A 19,386-nucleotide genomic window follows, 5' to 3' on the forward strand; every position below is an offset into this window, starting at 1 on the left:
GCCCGGGGCCTCGCTGCGTCGTGGCCGGTCAGCGTGCGGCGGCCGCCCCGACGTCCGGGAAGTCCGTGAAGAAGCCGTCCATCCCCGCGCGCAGGAACGTGCGGATCTCACCCGTGAGGTCGCCGTGCGCGACCGGGTCGGTGCCGACCCGGAACTGCGTGGGCAGGAACTGGTTCTCGGCCCGGAACGTCCAGCCGTGCACCGTGAGGCCCGCGCGGTGCGCGTCGCGGATCACCGGCGACGGCGCGAGCAGCGCCCCCGAGGCGTCGCGCGGGATGAGCACGTCCTTACAGGCGCCGATGCCGTCGGCGTACCGGGCGACCTCACGCAGACCGGCCCGCGTGACGAGGTCGGCGTAGGTGCGGGGGTCGCCGGCGACCGCGAGGTCCCACGGCTGCCCGGAGCAGTTGACGAGCTGCGCGAGGGGGAGCCTCGTGCGGGTGGACAGCTCGCGCAGGTTCGCCGTCTCGAAGCTCTGGATGACGACGGGTGCCTTGCGCCCGTCGAAGCCGTTCGCGGCGAGGTCGGCGAGCAGCGGCTCCTCGAGGGACAGGCCGAGGCCGTCGAAGTACGTCGGGTGCTTGGTCTCGGGGTAGACCCCGACGGGCTCGCCCGAGCACGTGCGCGAGTGCCGCGCGAGGTCCAGGACCTCGTCGAACGTGGGCACCTGGTACTTCCCGTCGAACGCGGTGTTCGCCGGGCGGACCGCGGGGATGCGCTCCTTGGCGCGCAGCGTCCGCAGCTCGGCGAGCGTGAAGTCCTCCGTGAACCAGCCGGTCAGGCTCACGCCGTCGACGCTCTTCGTGGTGCGCCGGTCCGCGAACTCCGGGCGGGCCGCGACGTCGGTCGTGCCGCCGATCTCGTTCTCGTGCCGCGCGACGAGCACGCCGTCCTTGGTGCTCACGAGGTCGGGCTCGATGTAGTCCGCGCACTGCAGGATCGCCGTCTCGTACGCGGCGAGGGTGTGCTCGGGCCGGTACCCGGAGGCGCCGCGGTGGCCGACGACGAGCGTGTCGTCCGGCTTCGCGAGCCGTGCGCCGCGCAGGTCGACCACGACCATCTCGGTCGCGTCCGGCGTCCCCGGCACCCGGGCGGCGTTGCCCGGGTAGTTGGTGTCGTTCGCGAGCAGCACGCGGTCGCGCCCGAGCGGCACGATCGTCTCGAACGACTGCACCGGGAAGGCGAACGTCTCACCCGTGCCGTAGCCGCCGCCTGCGCTCACGCCGTCCGGGTCGGCGATGCGCAGGGCGTCGAGCACGAGCGTCTTGGGCGCGTAGCCGTCGCGGTCCGTGCGGCGCAGGTCCACCTCGTAGACGCGCTTGGTGACGGCCGCGGCCCCCTCGTGGTCGTCCCGCTCGACGAGCCACAGCCGGTCCTTGCCGACCCACTGCGCGTCGCCGACGACGTTCGCGGTCGCGTCGGTCTCGTACTGCCACGTGCGGCCCGTGTACGTCTGCGTCCGCGTGTCGAACTCGTACACCCAGCGGCGGCGCTGCTGCGGGTCGTCCGTGAACGCACCCTCGACCACGGGGTACAGGCGGCGGCCGTCGGACGACATCGCGAGCGCCTCGAAGCCGCGGCTGCTGCCGACGCGGGGCGTCTCGCCCGGCGCCAGGTACGGGTTCGCGGGCGACCTGCCGTCGGGGAAGGCGACCGGCGGCGACAGGAGCACGCCGTCGGCGGAGAAGTGCAGCAGGAACGGCCCGAACTCCTCGCCGACCCACAGCGTCCCGTCGGCGGCACGCTGCACCGACTCGACGTCGAAGTCGGCGCCGGTGAGCAGCCGGTCGGGGCGCGTGAGCGCGAAGTCGACGTGCCCGTCGGGGTCGCGCAGCTGCACGTGCCGGCCCACCTGGATCTGCCCCGACGCCCAGTCGGGCGTCACGAGGTACAGCCGCAGGAGGAAGTCGGCGGAGTTCGCCTTGCTGCCGAAGCCGTTGTCGGGCAGGCCCCAGAACGTGCCGTCGCCGTTGTCGAGCGCGCCCGAGAAACCCGGGATCACCTGGCCGGCGAACGGTCCGGTGCGGCCGTTCGCCGGTGTCGCGGCGGCGCCCGACGGCGGCCCGTCCGCGAGGAAGTCGGCGGAGAGCGTGGCCCGCGAGACGAGGGCGGGCCCGCGGTTCGACGGGCCGTGGGAGGGCTGGTCGCCCGCCGCGGCAGGCAGGGCGGCGGCGGTGCCGCCCAGTGCGGCGGTGACGGCGACGAGGGCGAGCGCGAGCGCGCGACGAGTTCGCATGGGGCCAGCAGACCCTGCCCGGTTGGCCCCCGCATGTCCGGATGGTCGACGTCGCGTGTCGGCTCGGGTAACGCACCGCCGCGCCGAGGAGCGTGCGCGCCGGGCGCGTCGCTGCCCGGGCGGGTCCGCGCCCGCGTCGCTAGCGTCGAGGCGGTGCCGCCGGCCCGCGGCGGCCGACCCCCGGAGGTGGGCATGGACGTCGCCGATCTGCTCGTCGAGGCGCTGGGGCGCGTCGGGCCCGTGCTGCACGCGGCCGTCGACGGGCTCGACCGGGGCGGGCTGACGTACCGGCCGGACCCGGGGGCGAACTCCGTCGCCTGGCTCGTGTGGCACGCGTCGCGCGGCCAGGACGCGCAGGTCGCGGACCTGGCCGGCGTCGAGCAGGTGTGGACCGCCCGCGGGTGGGCGCAGCGGTTCGGGCTGCCGTTCCGCGACGGCGCGACCGGCTACGGGCAGTCCGCGCAGGACGTGGCCGCCGTCGACGTGCCCGCCGACCTCCTGCTCGGCTACTACGACGACGTCGCCGCCCAGACGGTCGCGTACCTGCGCCGGCTGGAGCCCGCCGACCTCGACCGGGTCGTCGACGAGGCGTGGGACCCGCCCGTGACGCTCGGCGTCCGGCTCGTCAGCATCGTCGACGACGACGTCCAGCACGCGGGGCAGGCGGCCTACGTCCGCGGGCTGTGGGACCGGCGGGGTCGCTGACGGTCCGCCCGGCGCGCGGGTGAGATCGCCTCGCCGGGGTTCCTGCGACCGGCGACCCCGTCCTACCGTGGGCAGCAGGACAAGTCCGGCGAAACGGGCAGGGGGCGGTCCGGTCGGGTCCTCCGCAACGCAGCACCCCCAAGGAGACGACGATGTCACGCACCGCCCGCCTGCTGGCCGCCACCGCGGTCGCCGGAACCGCCCTCGCCCTGCTCGCCTCGCCGGCCGCCGCCAGGAGCGCGGTCGACCCGGCGTGGAACAACCCCGCGAACTGGGAGAACGGCGTCTACACGTGTACGAAGGTCGAGCTCGGTGACGGCACCATGAGCTGGACGGTCCCCGACGGCGTCGCGTTCGTCGTCGTCAAGACCGGCACGACCTACTCCGTCGTCGACGCCGACCCGTACGGCACGACGCACTCGTTCGACAAGGACATCAGCTTCGTCATCTCGTGCACGCCGGACGGTGGCACCTCCAGCTGACCGACGCGCGCGACCGGGACAGGGGGAGGCATGGACGCCGGCCCGGGACGCGCCGACCTGCTCGTGGCGGACGGTCTCGACGTCGCCACGGGCACGTACCTGACGCCTCCGCGCACCCTCGGCGAGATCGCCGACGCCCTGCGCGGGACCGCGGCGCCGCCGCCGGACGCACGCCGGCTGCGGCGCCGTACGCGTGACGACGAGCGGCACCTCGGCGTGGCGGTCGGCTTCGACCCGCAGGACCTGGCCTCGGTCGGCTGGGGGCTCGTCACGGCCCCCGGCCTCGACCCGGCGGTGCTCGCCGCGCTCGAGCCGCTGGTCGCGCGGCGGCGCGCGCAGGCCGGCGACCGGTTCCGGCACCTCGAGGTGCTGCCCGGGGAGAGCGCCGACGAGCTGCTGCTGCGGTACGGCGCCCTCCCGCACGTCGTGGACCCGCGCCTCGTCCCGTACTACCTGCTGCTCGTCGGCGGCCCGTCCGGGCTGCCGTTCGCGCTGCAGTACCAGCTCGGCGTCGTGCACGCGGTCGGGCGGCTCGACCTGCCCCGCGCCGACGCGTACGCCGCGTACGCGGCGTCCGTCCTCGCCGCGGAGGACCGCGACGGTGCCGGGCCGGGCGAGCGGCGGCGCACCGTGCGCGTGTTCGGGCCACGGCATGACGACGACGTGCCGACCGACCTCAGCTCGCGGCACCTGCTCGCTCCGCTCGCGGACGAGCTCGCGGCCACGGCGTCCGCCTGGTCGGTCGCCAGCGACACCGGCGACGCGGCGACCAAGGCCGCGCTCGTGCGGGTGCTGTCCGAGCCCGACGGTCCGGACGTGCTGTTCACCGCGGGCCACGGCATCGGCGGCCCGCAGGCCACGGCGCTCGGGCTGGGCGGTGCGCTCGTCTGCCAGGACTGGCCGGGCCCGGTCCGGCAGGCGGGTCCGCTGACGCCCACCCAGTACCTCGCGGCTGCCGACGTCGTCGCGGGCGTGCCCGTGCGGCCGCGCGTCGTGCTCGCGTTCGCGTGCTTCGGCGCCGGCACGCCGCGCTGGAGCGACTACCCGGACGCACCCGGCGCCGCGCCCCTCGAGATCGCCCCGGAGCCCGCCACCGCACCGCTGCCGGCCCGGCTGCTGGGCCACCCGGACGGCGGCGCGCTCGCCTTCGTCGGGCACGTCGACCGCACGTGGTCGTGCTCGTTCCTGTGGCGCAGCACGGTCGCGCACGTCGGCGCGTTCAGCGGTGCGCTGCTCGGCCTGCTCGACGGCCTGCGCGTCGGCCACGCGCTCGAGGTCCTCACCTCCCGCTACGCGGCCCTCGCGACGCTCCTGACCGACCGGATCGCCGACGCGGAACGCCTCGGTCGGCCGTTCCCCGACGCCGACCTCGTGGCGCTGTGGACCGCCGTGCACGACGCGCGCGGCTTCGTGGTCCTCGGCGACCCGGCGGTGCGCGCGGCACCGCCCGGTGCGGGCGGGCTGCTGCCCCGCTGAGGGTGTCGGCGCGCGGCGCACCGACCGCGGGCGACGCCCGCCGTGGGCGCCGGGTCACTCGTCGAGCAGCCGCGCGTCCAGGTGCTCGACGAGCTCGTCCGGCTCCAGCGGCAGCTCCACGACGGCTCCGCCCCACAGCGTCACGACCACGGTGCCGCCCCGGCCGTCGAGCGTCGCGACGTCGAGGTACTCGTTCGCGGGGATGCCCGCGACGAGCGCGCCGTCGCCGGTGAGGTCCAGCACGTCGACGCCCCGGTCGCCCGTCACGACGAGCAGCCCGTCCGGCGTGAACGCCACCGCGAGCGGCCGGCCGTGCGGGAGGGTGCGCTGCCACAGCAGGTCGCCCGACGCGAGGTCGAAGGCAGCGAGGTCGCCCTGCGCGGTCGCGACCGTCGCGTGCGCGCCGTCGGGGGCGACCGCGACGGCTGCCGGGGCGTCCGCCTCCCGGACGAGCATCCGCAGGGGCACGGCGTCGCCGCCGTCGAGCGGCACGAGCGCGCCGACCTCCGCCCGCTCGCGCCCGGAGGTGGGCGGGGGCGGCGGCGTGCCCGGCACCGCGGCCGGCGGTGCCGTCGGCGGAGCGGCGCCGGGCGGCGCACCGTCGTCGGCCGTGAGGCCGGGCGAGGCGCTGCCGCGGTCACGGGGGTCGGGTGGCTCGGGCACGGGCAGGGCCTCGCGGTAGCCGACGACCGCAGCCCCTCCGTCCGGCGTGAGCTCGACGACCGCGGCGAGCGCGCCCGCCGGCAGCGGGGCGGCGGCGAGCGGTGTGCCGGAGGCGACGTCGACCGCGCGCACGCCGTCGTCCGCGACGAGCGCGAGCCGGCCGGCCGCGACGCTCGCGTCGTCCACCAGCGCCGCGGGCGGCTCCGCGTGCCGCAGGCCGCCGGTCGCGGTGTCCCAGACCTGCACGGCGCCGTCCTCCGTCACGGTCACGACCGCACCGCCCGCCTCGTCGGCGTCGAACGCCCACAGCGGTCCGGGCGCCACGACCGCGGTCGCGTCGGCGAGGTCCGCGGTCGAGCTGCGCACGACCGTGCCGTCGGCGCGCACGCGGTACGCGACGCCGCCCGAGACGTCGACCTGCTGCGGGTCGACGTCCGCCTGGAGCTGCCAGAGCGCGGCCCTCCCGCCGACGGGCACCACGAGCGCCTGCTCGGGCGACGCCTCGTCCACGGCCGCGACCCCCAGGTCGGTGCCGGGCAGGTACGCCCGGCCGAGGCGGGCGCCCGTCCGCGCGTCGTAGGAGCGCACCTCGCCCCACCGGGTGGCCGCCACCACCGTGGACAGGTCCGGCCCGTGCGCGAACGACCCTGCGGCGGCGTCCGTGACCGACCCGAGCAGCGTGCCGGTCGCGACGTCCCACACCGACGCGCCCGACGCGCCCGCGGTCCCGATCGTGGTGCCGTCCGTGCCGAACCGCACGAGTGCCGGCTCCGAGCCGTCCGTCGGCACGTCGGCGACGGGCCGGCCCGCGTCGAGGTCCCACAGGCGCAGCACGCCGTCCTCGTCCGCGGTGGCCAGGACGCGCCCGTCGGGCCGGAACGCGGCGGTGCGGGCCTCCTGCCCGGCGACGTCCGCGTCGAGCACGCGGTGGCCGTCGGGGCGGCGTGCCGCCTCCACCGCCCAGACCGTCACGGCAGCGCCCGGGCCCACCGTCGCGAGCCGGGCCCCGTCGGCGGACACGACGAGGTCGACGGCCCCGACCGGCGTCGGCCACCGGGTGACGCGCGCGTCGGCACCGGCGCCGGCCTCGTGCCGGACGACGACCGTGCCGTCGTCGAGGACCACGGCGGCCGTGCGCCCGTCGCGGCTCACGTCGAACGCGACGACCTCGCCCTCGCCGGCGACGACCGTGCCGACGTGCGCGAAGCCCGGCCGGCCCGCCGGGTCCTCGCCGCGCGACCACAGGTCGGCCGTCGTCGCACCGACGGTCAGTACGCGGGACCCGCCCGCCGACTGCACCGCGCCGAGCACCGGCGCGTCGGCGGGGAGCACGGCCGTCACCGGTGTCGTCGTCGCGGCGAGGTGGAGCAGGTCGCGGGTGTTGTCGCGCAGGGCCTCGTCACGAGCGAGGTCGGCGCGGGCCAGATCGACGGCCGTGCGGGCGGCGCTGCCCGCGTCCTGGTCCAGGTCCGAGACGGCCGTGAAGAGCTCCCGCTGCTGCCGCTCGTCGAGCTGCGCGCGGCCCAGCAGCCGCCGCGTCTGGCCGAACAGCGCGACCGCGGCGACGAGCAGCACCGCGAGCGCCACGGCGAGGACCTGCGTCCAGCGTCGGCGGCGGCGCTCGCGGCGGCGGTCCGCGTCGAGCGCGAGGGAGGCCTCGAGGAACGCCTGCTCGTGCGGCTGCATCACGCGGCGGCGGGCTGCGACGTCCTGCCGGGCCGAGTCCAGGTGCGGGCCCGTGAGCAGCAGCCGGCGCTGCCGCCCGTTCTCGTCCCACAGCGCCGCGGCCTGCTCGAACCCCGTCAGGTGCTGCGCCCGCCAGCGCGCGTTGCTGCGCCGCACGGGCTCGATGAACCGGTCGTGCGACAGCTCGTACCAGGTCGCCTGCCGGCGCGTCTCGGGCCGGATCAGGTGGTCGAGCTCGCGCAGCACGGGCGCGTCGCGCTCGGTGGACCCGAGCGGACCCTCCAGGACCTGGCCGCGCAGACCCTGCGGCGTCACCAGGCGGCGCTCGAACCAGTCGCGGATCACGTCCTCGCGCACCCCGGTGACGCGCGCCGCCGCGCCGACGCGCGCGTCGTAGTAGTCCGTGAGCGCCTGCTCGACGGACGCGCCCGCCACCCCGTCCGCCGCGGTGATCTCCGTCGACGCCGGGTCGCGGCGGTCCCAGATGGTGGTGCACGCGAGCTGCAGCTGCACGGGCTCGACGTAGCGGCCGAGGACGTCGACCGCGCCGTCGAGCCGCTGCGCACGGACCTGGCGCAGGTCGTCGACGAGCGCGTGCGCGGCCTCGGGCCGGAACTCCACGCCCGCGTCGCGGGCCGGGCTCACCACGGCCTCGTACGCCTCCTCGGCCGTGAGCAGGTCGAGCCGGTAGCGGGTGCGCAGGCGCGTCGGCACGACGCGCAGGTAGGGCTCGAGCGCGGCGAGGTGGTCCTCGCGGATCGCGAACACCGCCCACAGCCGGTGCTCGCGCAGCGCCTCGCCGACCTGCGCGAAGAACTCCCGCTTCACGTCGTCGTCGGTCGGGTCGAGGCTGAGCACCTCCTCGAACTGGTCGAAGACGAGCACCTCGTTGCCGGGCACGCCGTCGCGGTCCGGGCGTTGCCGCAGGTACTGCGCGAGCGTGAGGTCGCGCAGGCGGTCCATCGGGACCTGCGCCTCCTCGGGCACGTCGGACTCGAGCGAGAGCAGGGTGCTCATGAGGTACCGGTTGCGCGGCGCCGGGCGCATCGTCGCGACGTGCGGCGTGCTCACGCGGATCACGGGCAGCACCTCGAGCCCTTCGCGGTCGAGCGCGGGGATGAGGGCGGCGTTGAGCAGCGACGACTTGCCGGCGCCCGACGGGGAGTGCAGCAGCACGACGCGTTCGGCGACGACGAGGTTGAACAGCCGGTCGAGCGCCACGGCCCGGCCGTAGAGCGGCTGGCCGGCCCGGTAGGCCTGCGGCCCGACGTACGGGTGCGCGCGCACCTCGGGCAGGACGTCGGTCACCGCGACCCCCACTGGTCGTGCAGCTCCTTGACGAACGCCTCGGTGCTGCCCCAGTACAGGCTGACGGGCGCCCCCTCGCGGAAGTACCCCTCGAGGTAGGCGCGTGCGCGCACGGGGTCGCTCGTCGAGCCCTCCTCGGGGTCGATCTGCACCGCGACGTGGCTGTGCCCGTTCGCGGCCTTGCCCTCGTAGCTCATGACGCTGCGGTACAGCACGCGGAAGTCCCACTCGTCGAGCCGGAAGCCGACGAACATCAGCGCGGTCCGGGTCAGCGCGCCGCGCACGCACTCGGGGACCAGCTCGCGGTTCTGCGTGACGCCGATGAGGTAGTCGAAGTAGTTGTCCTCGGTCAGCACGAGCGACTCGGGCACGTCGAGCAGCCCCAGCAGGTGGTAGACGAGCGGCCGTTCGACGGTCGGCCGGAACCCGGGCTCGCGGGCGTAGACCGACTCCTCCCACACGAAGTCGTCGTTCCACTGGCACAGCTCGATCTGCGGGTCCTTGCCCGCGGCGCGCAGCGCGTCGGCGAGCAGGCGGGTCGGCTGCGTCGTGACGTAGACGGGCGCGGTGAGGCTCGCGAGCACCGAGTACGGCTCGACCGAGCCGCGCGACCGCAACGCGTTCCACCCGGCGGACAGCACGTCCTCGATGGGCGCCGTCGGGGCGCGCAGCGGCTCGGGGATCTCGTCACCGAACCGCTCCAGCAGGGTGCGCCGGACGTGGTGCTCGAGCTCGGAGTGCGGGAACCAGCGGTTCTGGTTGATGGCGAGGTACTGCGCGACCTGCGGGAGGCTCTCCCGGTTGTGGGGCGCCATCGGGAACCGGTAGCGGCTCGCCCACGCGCGCGCGATCTCCTGCCGGGAGCCGAGCAGCACGTCGCTGATCCCGGGGCCGATGACGGGCGTGCAGCGGCCCGTCTCGATCGCGCGCACGAGCGAGGGCCACTTCTCGAACACCGTCCCGCGCGGCCCGCCCGGCTCGTACCACATGCGCCCGCTGCGCAGCCGCATGAACAGCGTCGGCACCCACCAGTCGTGCCGGTCCCGCACCGCGGCGCGTCCCACCGCGCACGCCCGGTCGACGAGGCCGTCGTCGTCGAGGCTGCGGAAGAACGCCGTCGAGAAGGCGGCGGCCGTCGCCATCGTCACGTCGCCCTGCATCGCGACGACCGCGGGCACGCCGGCCGCGGCGAGCCGGGGGCCGAGCGCCGCGAGCACGCCCGCGTCCGCCGAGCGCGCGTCCTCGCCGTCGCCCGCGCCGCGGCACGACGCGAGGAACACCAGGCCGGGTGTGCGGGTCAGCTCCCGGACGCGCTGCACGAGGTCGCTGCCCAGCAGCGGCGCGGCGGCGCCGTCGTCGTCCTCGAGCAGCAGCACCGGCTCGCGGTGGTGCAGGTAGCCGTGGCACACGACGTAGACGACGTCGAAGCCGGTGCGCAGCGCGTCGAGCACGTGCTCGGCCGTGGGGGACGCGGACCCGGGCAGCTCGGTCACGTCGAGGCCGACCAGCGCGGACCGGGCGCGGTCCAGCTCGGCAGCGACGTCGAGCGGCGCGAGGCGCGCGGCCCCCTGCGCCGGGTAGTCGCCCACGTCGGACGGCGACGCGACCACGACGAGCGCGCGCAGGTCGCCCCGCGGTCGGGGGCGCACGGGCCGCCAGTCGCGGCTGCCGAGGAACCGCGAGAACAGCACGTTCTCGTCCGTCAGGAGCGTCCGGTCGTCCTGCGGGTCGCGCAGCGTCTCCCAGCGCACCCCGTGCAGCACCGCCGCCTCGGGGGACGGGTCGACGACGAGCCGGACCCGCAGCCGCACCCCGTGGCTCGCGGCGGTCTGGGCGGCCTGCCGGAACGCCGTCCCGAAGCCGGACCCGAGCAGCCCAGCGCCGAGCGCGCGGCCGTACGCGTCGGCGTCGAGGTCCCGCCACGCCTCGGGGTCGAGGTGGGCGGTGAAACGGCCGTCGCTGCCGTCGAGGCGCACGTCGGCGTCGGAGCCGGGGAGCGACAGCACGGGCCAGATGCCGTAGGTCACGTCGTCCCTGCGGTAGAGCTGGATCTCGAGATCGGCGTAGTCGCCCATGACGCCCTCGCGGGGAAGTGCCGTGGCGCCGCGCCCCCTCGGTGCCCTCTCACCGGTTCAGGTGCCCGGGAGGTCGTCGCAGATACGTCGCGTGCCGTGGTCGCGCCGTGCCCGACGGGCGCCCGCTCAGGGCAGCGCGCGTCGCGTGCGCGGCGGCGGCGGGACGGTGCTGCGCCACACCCGGACCCACCGCCGGCGGGTGTCGACGACCCGGCCGCCGGCCACCACGCCGTGCGGGACGTGCCCGGTCACGCGCCAGTACCCGCCCCACTCGTCGGCCACGTAGTCGCCCACGTCGAGACGCGTGGGGTGCACGAGCCGGAAGGTCGGGTTGCACAACCTGAACCGCACGTGCCGCACGAGCGCGACCAGCGCGTAGGGGGCTCCGAGGAGGGCACCGAGCGCGAGCGCCTCGCGCGGCGGCAGCGCCATGTCCGGGCTGCTCGAGGCGAGGTACGCGAAGAACGCCGTCACGGCGAGCGTGACGAGCACGTAGCGGAGCGGGCGGCCGTCGGCGGGCGGCCGGCGCAGGAGGCCGCCCTCGTGGACGACGTCCGCGGCCTCCTGCCCGGCCTCGGCGTCCGTCGCCACGGTCGGGTCGGCCTGCTCGGGAGCGGGCTCGTGGGTCGGCATGGTTCCCTCGTCGTCGGTCCGGCGTGTCGCTCCACCCCCGACGCTAGCGGCCGGGGACGCGCGACGCGCCGGGCCTGCGGGGCGCACCGCGACGTGGTGGTCGTCGGGTGCGCGCGGGTGCCACCATCGGGCGAGGACCGGCGAGGACCGGCGAGGACCGGCGAGGACCGGCGAGGACCGGCGAGGACCGGCGACGACCGGCGCGGGGAGGCGACGATGACGGACGGGACGCGCGTGCGGCGTCGGGTGCTCGTGCGCGGGTTCGTCCAGGGCGTCGGGTACCGGTGGAGCGCGGCGCGCGAGGCCGAGCGGCTCGGGGTCGCGGGCTGGGTGCGCAACCGCGCCGACGGCTCCGTGGAGGCGGTCGCGGAGGGCGACGAGGCCGCCGTCGAGGCCTTCGTCGCCTGGGCGGCGCACGGGCCGCGGGGCGCGTCGGTGGGCTCTGTCGACGTGCGCGAGGAGGCGCCCGAGCACCTCGCCGGCTTCACGGTCGAGCCGTGACCGCTTGACTTCGAGCGCGCTCGAACGGGCAGTGTGCCGGTGGGCCGTGACACGGCCCGGCGCGGCCCGACGGGCGGCGCCCGGGGACGACGACGGGAGCGCCCGTGCGGGTCGGCATCCACCTCATGCGGTTCGACGCGGTCGAGCCGAGCGCCCTGCGCACCGAGCTCGCGACGACGGCCGAGGCGGCCGAGGCCGCCGGCGTCGCGTGGGTCTCGGTCATGGACCACTGGTTCCAGATGGTCGCGGCGGGCTTCCCCGCCGAGGACCCCATGCTCGAGGCGTACACGACGCTCGGGTACCTCGCGGCGCGCACCGAGACGGTGCAGCTGGGCGTCCTCGTCACGGGCGTCACCTACCGGTACCCGGGCCTGCTCGCGAAGACGGTCGCGACGCTCGACGTGCTGTCCGGCGGGCGCGCGACGCTCGGCATCGGTGCCGCCTGGTACGACCGCGAGCACGCGGCGCTCGGCGTGCCGTTCCCGCCGCTCAAGGAGCGGTTCGAGCGTCTCGAGGAGGCGCTGCAGATCTGCCGGCAGATGTGGGACCCCGAGCAGAACGGCCCCTACGAGGGCACCCACTACCGGCTCGCGGAGACGCTGTGCCAGCCGCAGCCGCTGCGGGCGCCCGAGGTCATGGTCGGCGGTGGGGGAGAGCGCAAGACGCTGCGCCTCGTGGCGCAGTACGCGGACGCGTGCAACCTGTTCGCGTCGACGCCCGAGGAGGTCGCGCACAAGCTCGACGTGCTGCGCGCGCACTGCGACGACGTCGGCCGGGACGTCGCCGACATCCGGGTGACGATGCTGCACGGCGGTGACGCGCTGCTGCGGGGCGACGTCGAGGGCTTCACCGAGGAGATGAAGGCCTACGCCGCCCTCGGCGTCGAGACGGTCATCCTGCGGCCCCCGGCGACCCCGCTCTCGGCGTGGGTGCGCGACGCGGTCGCCCCCGCGGTCCCGCGGGTCGCCGAGCTCTGAGGCGCGTCGCCCAGGTCCGACGTGCGACGCGCCCCCGACCCTGCGGCCGGGGGCGCGTCGCGCGTGACGGGAACGGGCGCGCTCACGGCACCAGGTGCGGCTCCGGCTCGTCGGCCATCGAGCCCAGCAGCGCGCAGACCACGGCCGCGGACCGGTCCGCGGCGTCGTCGACGTGCGTGAGGAAGTCGTCGTTCGCGACGGGGCCGCACAGGTCGGAGATGCCGCGCACGGACAGGAACGGCACCCCGTAGAGGTGGCTCGCGTGCGCGAGGGCGGCCGACTCCATGTCGGTCGCCAGCGCGCCCGGGAACGACGCGCGGATCGCGTCCACCCGGCTCGCGTCGATGAACGCGTCGCCCGACAGCACGGTGCCCGACAGCACGCGCAGGTCCACGGCCGCGGCGGCCGCCCCGTCGTGCAGCGCCTGCTCCGCGGCGTACACCTCGGGCATGCCGGGCACCTGGCCGAGCTCGTAGCCGAAGGCGCGGGCGTCGGCGCCCGAGTACACGTACTGCGACCCCACGACGACGTCCCCGACCCGCACGTCCACGCCGACCCCGCCGGCGCTGCCCGCGCTGATCAGCGCGCGGGGGTGCGTCGCGTTGATCGCGACCGCGGCGGCCGTCGCGGCGTTCACCAGGCCGATGCCGCTGACGACGAGCAGCACCTGCCGGCCGGCGAGCGTGACCATGCGGTGCTGCGCGTGCCCGACGCGCGTCACGGGCCCCACGAAGTCGGCGCGCGCGACGAACGGCGCGGCCTCGTCGGGCATGGCCGTGACGACGACCGCGTCGACGGCGATCACGCGGTCACCGTGGCCCAGCCGGCGCGCTCCGCGAGGAACGTGCGGGCGGCCTCCTGGGCGCCGGTCAGGGTGTGGTTCGCGCCCCAGCCGCACTGCACCTCGTTCGCGGCCGGCACCTCGGTCGCCTCCAGGACGTCCTCGAGCGTCTGCTGCACGAGGTCGAGCACGTCGTCGTACGCCCACTCGCCCTGCACCATGAGGTAGAAGCCCGTCTGGCAGCCCATGGGGGAGAAGTCGAGGACCCGGTCGGAGTGGTTGCGCGAGTGCTCCGCGAACAGGTGCTCGAGCGAGTGCACCGTCGGCATCTCCAGGTGCCCCACGTTCGGCTGCGTGAACCGGACGTCGTACTTCTGGATGACGTCCCCGGCGGGCAGCACCTTGCGGTCCGCGAGGCGGACGTAGGGCGCGGCGACGGTCCGGTGGTCGAGGTTGAACGACTCCACGTTCATGCGAGGCTGGTTCACGGCACGCTTCCTGTCGACGGGCGGGACACCCATTGTCAACCGTCGCCGTGCCCCTGCGCTTCCACGGGTCGCGGCCGTCCCGGTGGCTGGACGGCCGCGACCCGTCGCGCGCGCGGGCTCAGGACGACACGTCGGCCGACGTGAAGCGCGCCCACGCGAGCGACGCGAACACCGCGACCCACGCGGCCTGCACGCCGAGCCCGCCCGCCACGACGCCCCAGTCCGGCTCGATCCGCAGCAGCTCGGCGAAGTCCAGCCAGTGGTGGGTGAGGAGCCCGGGACGGATCGCGTCGAGCGCGGGCAGCGTGTCGAGCACCCCGGAGACGATCGCGACGACCACGGTGGCGGCCATCGCGCCGACGGGCACCTCGGTGAGCGTCGAGAAGAACAGCCCGACGGCGACGAGCCCGGTCATCGACAGCCCGACGTAGGCGACGATCCCCGCGACGCGCAGCGCACCCGACGCGAGCGGCACGGTGTCGCCCGACAGCAGGACGACGTCGTGCAGCCCGAAGAACGCCGCCCCCGCGACGAGCCCGACGACCGCGATCGCGAGCACCGCTGCCGCGACGAAGGCGAGCGCACCGATCGCCTTGACGACGAGCAGCCGCGTGCGGGCCACGGGCGTGACGAGCAGGTAGCGCAGCGTGCCCGCCGACGCCTCCCCGGCGACCGCGTCGCCCGAGGCGATGCCGACCGTCAGGGGCAGCAGGAACGGCAGGCAGACGAACACCGACGCGACCACGAGGAACAGCCCGTTCTCGGTGACGCGCCCGATGAACCCGGGCCCCTGCCCGGCCACCGCGGTGTCCCGCGTGAGGAACACGACGAGCCCGAGCAGCAGCGGGACGGCCGCGAGCCCGGCCAGCAGGACCACGTTGCGGCGCCGGCCCAGCACGAGCCGCAGCTCGCTGCGCAGCAGCCGGCCGAACGCGCCGCGCACGGCCCGGGGCGGTGCGACGGCGACGACGGCGGCGGCGGCGGCAGCGGTGGTCGGTGCGGCCCCCGCGGTGGCGAGGCCGCCCGGTTCAGCGTGCGACATCGAAGCCCTCCCCGGTCAGCTCCACGAAGATCTCCTCCAGGCTCGGGCTGCGCACCTCGAGCCCGGCGAGCCCGACACCGGCACGCACGAGCGCCACGGACACGTCCTCCGGGCGGACGCTGCCCAGCAGCGCGTCGACCTGCACGCCGTCGACGCGGACCTCGTCGAGGCCCAGCCCCGTGAGCACACGCGCCGCCTCCCCGGCCGTCCCCGCGGTCGTCGTCACGCGCAGCCGCGCGGCGCCGTGCGCGACGAGCGCGGACCGGTCGCCCTGCAGCACCATCCGGCCCGTGCGCATGATGCCGACGTGCGTGCAGACCTGCTCGATCTCCGCGAGCAGGTGCGACGAGACCAGGACCGTCGTGCCGGCGTCGGCGAGCTCGCGGACGAGGTGCCGGACCTCCCGCGTGCCCTGCGGGTCCAGCCCGTTCGTCGGCTCGTCAAGCACGAGCAGGTCCCGCGGACGCAGCAGCGCCGCGGCGAGGCCGAGCCGCTGCTTCATGCCGAGCGAGTACTGCCGGTAGCGCTTGTCCGCGGCGGCCGAGAGCCCGACGCGCTCGAGGGCCTCGCCCGCGCGCCGGTCCGCCGTGCGCGGGTCGGCGGTCGCGTCGGCGGCCTCCAGGCGTGCCAGGTTGTCGCGTCCGGACAGGTACGGGTGGAACGCGGGGCCCTCGACGAGCGCGCCGACGCGGGGCAGCACCGCCGCCGACGCCGCGGGCACGGGCGCGTCGAGCAGCCAGGCCGCACCGGCGGTCGGCCGCACGAGGCCGAGCAGCATCCGGATCGTCGTCGTCTTGCCCGACCCGTTCGGTCCCAGGAACCCGTACACCGCCCCGCGCGGCACCCGCAGGTCGAGGTCGTCGACCGCGACCTGCCCCGACCGGAACCGCTTCGTCAGGCCGTCGGTGCGCACGGCCAGGGGCCCGGTGGCGTCACCGGACCCCTGGCCGACCCGCGCGGGGTCGAGCACCGCCGTGCTCACGCCAGCCCTTGCAGCGTCTCGGGCGAGACCGCCCCGAGCAGGACGCGGCCGTCGTCCGTGAGGAGGACGCTGAACAGGTCGGAGCTGATGAGCCGGCCCTGCGGCACGACGGTCGTGACCGCGTCGAGCAGCGCCGTCGGGTCGAGCTCGCCCGGCCCGCTCGTGTCGCTCGGGTCGTGACCGAAGTCCTCGAGCAGCGCCTGCGCGCTCTCGGAGCCCATCGTCGGCTCGTGCTCCGCGAGCTCGCCGAGCGCGGCCGGGTCGCCCGCGAGGACGCCGTCGACGTCCACGCCGCCGACCTCGACGACCGTGTCCCAGCCCTCGCCGTGCACCGTGACGTCGGGCGGCAGGGCGTGCTCGGACTTCTGCGCGGCCGCGTCGGCCAGCTCGGCGTCCGTCGGCAGCGGCACCTCGACCTCGCGGACCTCGGCCCCGGCGGGCGGCGAGAACGCCAGCACCGCGTCGGACGGCGTCGCGAACGTGACGTCGGTGAAGCCGATCTCGAGCGCGGGCTCGGCGTCGTCCTGCGCGCTCCAGACCTGCACGCGCAGCGGCGTCGACGTCTCCGCGTCGACCGCGAGCACCACGCGACCGACCAGCGTCGACGTGCTCTTGGGCGTCACGACGAGCTGGTAGGCGTCACGGCCCGCGACGGTCGTCGCACCGTCGATCGACACGGTCGACAGCTCCTCCGCGTGCGCGAGCGCCTCCTCGGCCGCGGCCTGCGGCGTCGGGAGGCCGCCCTGCACCTGCGGACCCTCCTGCGCGAGCTGCAGCAGGCGCGCCGCGTCGGCGGCCGCGACCGTGTAGTGGACGACCTCGTCGTCCTGGCTGGAGTACGTCCACGCCTCGAGGCCGTCGTGCACCACCGAGTACTCGGACGCGGCACCCAGCAGCGCGACGCGCGAGCGCATCTCGCCGTCGGACCAGACCCGCAGCGTCGAGGAGCCGGACATGAGGTTCACGGGGTCGGCGCCGCCGGCCGCGCCGAACGGCAGCGCGGGCAGCCCGAGCCGGGCGGTGTAGACGACGGTGCCGGACAGCGCGGGCGGCTCGGCGGCCGAGACCTGCGCGACGAGCTCCGCGGGCGTCACCGGGGGCAGGCCCTCGGAGTCCGCGGACGCGAGCAGCGGGGGCGCCAGCACGGCGGTGGCCACCGCGACGGCGGCGACGCCGGGCACCGCCCAGCGGGCCCGGGGGGACAGGGACCGGCGGACCGCGGTCGCCGGCGGCGGGGTGGGCTGTGTCTCGGTCATGGCTCCACTGTGCGCCCCGGCCGCTGTGGGGACGCTGAGACCGCGTGCGGCGCCGCCGCCGGGGCGGGTGGCATGCTGCCGACGTGCGGATCCTGGTGGTGGACGACGAGCGGGGCCTGACGAGCGCGCTGCACCGCGGGCTGTCGGCCGAGGGGTTCGCGGTCGACGTCGCGCACGACGGCGAGGCCGGGCTGCAGCTCGCGCTCGAGCACGACTACGACGCGATCGTGCTCGACATCATGCTGCCGCGACGCAACGGGTACGACGTCGTCACGGCGCTGCGCGCGCAGGACGTGCGCACGCCCGTGCTGCTGCTGTCGGCGAAGGACGGCGAGTACGACGTCGCGGACGGGCTCGACGTCGGCGCCGACGACTACCTGACGAAGCCCTTCGCGTTCGTCGTGCTCGTCGCCCGGCTGCGGGCGCTGCTGCGCCGCCCCCCGCAGGTGCGGCCGGCCGTGCTGGCCGTGGGTGACCTCGTGCTCGACCCGGCCGCCCGGACGGTCACGCGGGCGGGCGAGCCCGTCGTGCTCACGGTCCGCGAGCTCGCGCTGCTCGAGTACCTCATGCGGCACGCGGACCGCGTCGTCGGCAAGGTCGAGCTGCGCGACCACGTGTGGGAGGGCACGGGCGAGGACGTCAACGTCGTCGAGGTCTACGTCGGCTACCTGCGCCGCAAGCTCGGCCGGGACGCCGTCGCGACGGTGCGCGGCGCGGGCTACCGCGTAGGGGGGTGAGCGTGCGCGCGTCGCTGCGGCTGCGGCTGACCGCCCTGACCGCCGGGCTCCTCATGGTCGCGCTCGCGGTGGGCGCGCTCGTGCTGACGTCCGTGCTCTCCGCGGGGCGGGTCGCCGCGCTCGACGAGGCGGTGCGGGCGCGCGCGCAGACCGTCGCGGACCTGGCCGCAGCGGATCGCGTGCCGGACCCGCTGCCCGTCGCCGAGGGTGGCGAGATCGCCCAGCTCCTCGACGCGGACGGGCTGGTCCTGGCGACCTCCGCCAACGCGACCCGGACCCTGCCGGTGCTGCCGTCGCGGACGCTCGCGGCGCTGCGCCCGGCGTCGGGGCGCACGACCGTCGTGAGCACGACCGCGTCCGGCTACGACCCGGACGCGCGCGTCGCGCTGAGCTCCACGACCTACCGGGGCGAGCCCGTGACCGCGGTCGCGTCCCTGCCGCTGGGGGAGGTGCGCGGGCTCGTGCGCGCGCTGCGGGTCGCGCTCGTCGTGGTCGTCCCGCTGCTCACGCTGCTGCTCGCCGGGACGATCTGGCTCGTCATCGGCCGCGCGCTGCGACCTGTCGACGCGCTGCGCCGGGCCGCCGCCGAGGTGGCGCGCTCGGGCGGGCGCGGCTCGCTGCCCGTGCCGCCCGTCGACGACGAGCTCGCGGCCCTCGCCCGCACCCTGAACGACATGCTCGACCGCCTCGAGACGAGCGCGGCCCGGCAGCGGACGTTCGTCGGCGACGCCGCGCACGAGCTGCGCTCGCCCCTCGCGTCGCTGCGGGCGGCGCTCGACGTCGCGCGGGCGCACCCCGACGCGTACCCGACGACGGAGCTCGTCGCCGACGCGGAACGCGAGGCGCTGCGCATGCAGGGCCTCGTGGACGACCTGCTGCTGCTGGCCCGCGTCGGCTCGGCGCCCCTCGCCCGCGAGGACGTCGACCTGGGTGCGGTCGCGCGCGACGTCGTCGACGCCGAGACGTCGGCGCCCGGTCCCGACGTCGAGGTGACGGGCGCCGGGCGCGCGCTCAGCGACGCGGTCGCCACGGGGCGCGTCGTGCGCAACCTCGTCGGCAACGCGTGCCGGCACGCGAGCGCCCGCGTGCGGGTGACCGTCGCCGACGGGTCGGTCGTCGTGGAGGACGACGGCGCGGGGATCGACCCGGCCGACCGCGAGCGCGTGTTCGAGCGGTTCGTGCGGCTCGACGACGCGCGCGAGCGTGAGGCGGGCGGCAGCGGGCTCGGGCTCGCGATCGCGCGCGAGATGGCGCGCGAGCAGGGCGGCGACGTCGTGCTGGGGGAGTCGGACCTGGGCGGGCTGCTCGCCCGCGTGACGCTGCCCGCGCCCTGAGCGCCCCGGCGGCGCCGGGGGCAG

The 19,386-nt window shown here is 76.3% G+C and carries 16 protein-coding genes; 7 read left to right on the top strand and 9 right to left on the bottom strand.

The window, feature by feature from the left end; genetic code table 11:
- Positions 1–28: 28 nt before the first annotated feature.
- Positions 29–2,236: an esterase-like activity of phytase family protein gene (locus tag CELF_RS06540; RefSeq protein WP_013770464.1), complete on the bottom strand. Its 2,208-nt coding sequence runs from the start codon at positions 2,234–2,236 to the stop codon at positions 29–31.
- A gap of 192 nt (positions 2,237–2,428) precedes the next feature.
- Between CELF_RS06540 and CELF_RS06545 the strand changes: the two genes are divergently transcribed.
- From CELF_RS06545 to CELF_RS06555, 3 genes are all read left to right on the top strand, one after another.
- Positions 2,429–2,941, top strand: a complete 513-nt coding sequence (locus tag CELF_RS06545; RefSeq protein WP_013770465.1) for a mycothiol transferase — start codon at positions 2,429–2,431, stop codon at positions 2,939–2,941.
- A 152-nt stretch (positions 2,942–3,093) separates the two neighbouring features.
- On the top strand, positions 3,094–3,423 hold the full coding sequence (locus CELF_RS06550; protein ID WP_013770466.1) for a hypothetical protein: 330 nt from the start codon (positions 3,094–3,096) through the stop codon (positions 3,421–3,423).
- 30 nt (positions 3,424–3,453) lie between these two features.
- Positions 3,454–4,899, top strand: a complete 1,446-nt coding sequence (locus CELF_RS06555) for a hypothetical protein (RefSeq protein WP_013770467.1) — start codon at positions 3,454–3,456, stop codon at positions 4,897–4,899.
- 54 nt (positions 4,900–4,953) lie between these two features.
- Here the strand turns inward: CELF_RS06555 and CELF_RS19455 are convergent, their stop codons facing one another.
- The 3 genes from CELF_RS19455 to CELF_RS06570 all read right to left on the bottom strand — a co-directional run bounded on the left by CELF_RS19455 (position 4,954) and on the right by CELF_RS06570 (position 11,264).
- Positions 4,954–8,568, bottom strand: coding sequence for an nSTAND1 domain-containing NTPase (locus tag CELF_RS19455; protein WP_013770468.1), 3,615 nt, complete (start codon positions 8,566–8,568; stop codon positions 4,954–4,956).
- Complete coding sequence (locus CELF_RS06565) at positions 8,553–10,631, bottom strand: CHAT domain-containing protein (RefSeq protein WP_013770469.1); 2,079 nt, start codon at positions 10,629–10,631, stop codon at positions 8,553–8,555. Before CELF_RS06565 ends, CELF_RS19455 begins: the two co-directional genes overlap by 16 nt.
- Before the next feature lie 126 nt (positions 10,632–10,757).
- Entirely contained in the window at positions 10,758–11,264 is a 507-nt protein-coding gene (locus CELF_RS06570; protein ID WP_013770470.1) for a hypothetical protein, read from the bottom strand.
- A 216-nt stretch (positions 11,265–11,480) separates the two neighbouring features.
- Between CELF_RS06570 and CELF_RS06575 the strand changes: the two genes are divergently transcribed.
- Positions 11,481–11,765: an acylphosphatase gene (locus CELF_RS06575; protein ID WP_013770471.1), complete on the top strand. Its 285-nt coding sequence runs from the start codon at positions 11,481–11,483 to the stop codon at positions 11,763–11,765.
- Positions 11,766–11,869: 104 nt separating this feature from the next.
- Positions 11,870–12,742, top strand: a complete 873-nt coding sequence (locus tag CELF_RS06580; protein WP_013770472.1) for an LLM class F420-dependent oxidoreductase — start codon at positions 11,870–11,872, stop codon at positions 12,740–12,742.
- Positions 12,743–12,824: 82 nt separating this feature from the next.
- Here CELF_RS06580 and CELF_RS06585 read toward each other — a convergent pair whose 3' ends face one another.
- The 5 genes from CELF_RS06585 to CELF_RS20620 form a co-directional block, all read right to left on the bottom strand.
- Positions 12,825–13,547: a 5'-methylthioadenosine/adenosylhomocysteine nucleosidase gene (locus CELF_RS06585; protein WP_013770473.1), complete on the bottom strand. Its 723-nt coding sequence runs from the start codon at positions 13,545–13,547 to the stop codon at positions 12,825–12,827.
- The gene (locus CELF_RS06590; RefSeq protein WP_041553360.1) at positions 13,544–13,996 is read right to left on the bottom strand and encodes an S-ribosylhomocysteine lyase; all 453 of its coding nucleotides are present in this window, start codon (positions 13,994–13,996) and stop codon (positions 13,544–13,546) included. The genes CELF_RS06585 and CELF_RS06590 overlap by 4 nt, the downstream gene beginning before the upstream one ends.
- A gap of 133 nt (positions 13,997–14,129) precedes the next feature.
- Positions 14,130–15,053, bottom strand: a complete 924-nt coding sequence (locus CELF_RS06595) for an ABC transporter permease (protein ID WP_013770475.1) — start codon at positions 15,051–15,053, stop codon at positions 14,130–14,132.
- Entirely contained in the window at positions 15,040–16,035 is a 996-nt protein-coding gene (locus CELF_RS06600; protein ID WP_013770476.1) for an ABC transporter ATP-binding protein, read from the bottom strand. Before CELF_RS06600 ends, CELF_RS06595 begins: the two co-directional genes overlap by 14 nt.
- Positions 16,032–17,291: a LolA family protein gene (locus CELF_RS20620; RefSeq protein WP_013770477.1), complete on the bottom strand. Its 1,260-nt coding sequence runs from the start codon at positions 17,289–17,291 to the stop codon at positions 16,032–16,034. Before CELF_RS20620 ends, CELF_RS06600 begins: the two co-directional genes overlap by 4 nt.
- 83 nt (positions 17,292–17,374) lie before the next feature.
- On the opposite strand from CELF_RS20620, the gene CELF_RS06610 reads away from it, so the two are divergent.
- Both CELF_RS06610 and CELF_RS06615 read left to right on the top strand, forming a co-directional pair.
- Positions 17,375–18,028, top strand: coding sequence for a response regulator transcription factor (locus CELF_RS06610; protein WP_041553361.1), 654 nt, complete (start codon positions 17,375–17,377; stop codon positions 18,026–18,028).
- Positions 18,025–19,362, top strand: a complete 1,338-nt coding sequence (locus CELF_RS06615; RefSeq protein ID WP_232014316.1) for a sensor histidine kinase — start codon at positions 18,025–18,027, stop codon at positions 19,360–19,362. The genes CELF_RS06610 and CELF_RS06615 overlap by 4 nt, the downstream gene beginning before the upstream one ends.
- Positions 19,363–19,386: the final 24 nt, after the last annotated feature.

The organism is Cellulomonas fimi ATCC 484, assembly GCF_000212695.1.
Taxonomy (GTDB): domain Bacteria; phylum Actinomycetota; class Actinomycetes; order Actinomycetales; family Cellulomonadaceae; genus Cellulomonas; species Cellulomonas fimi.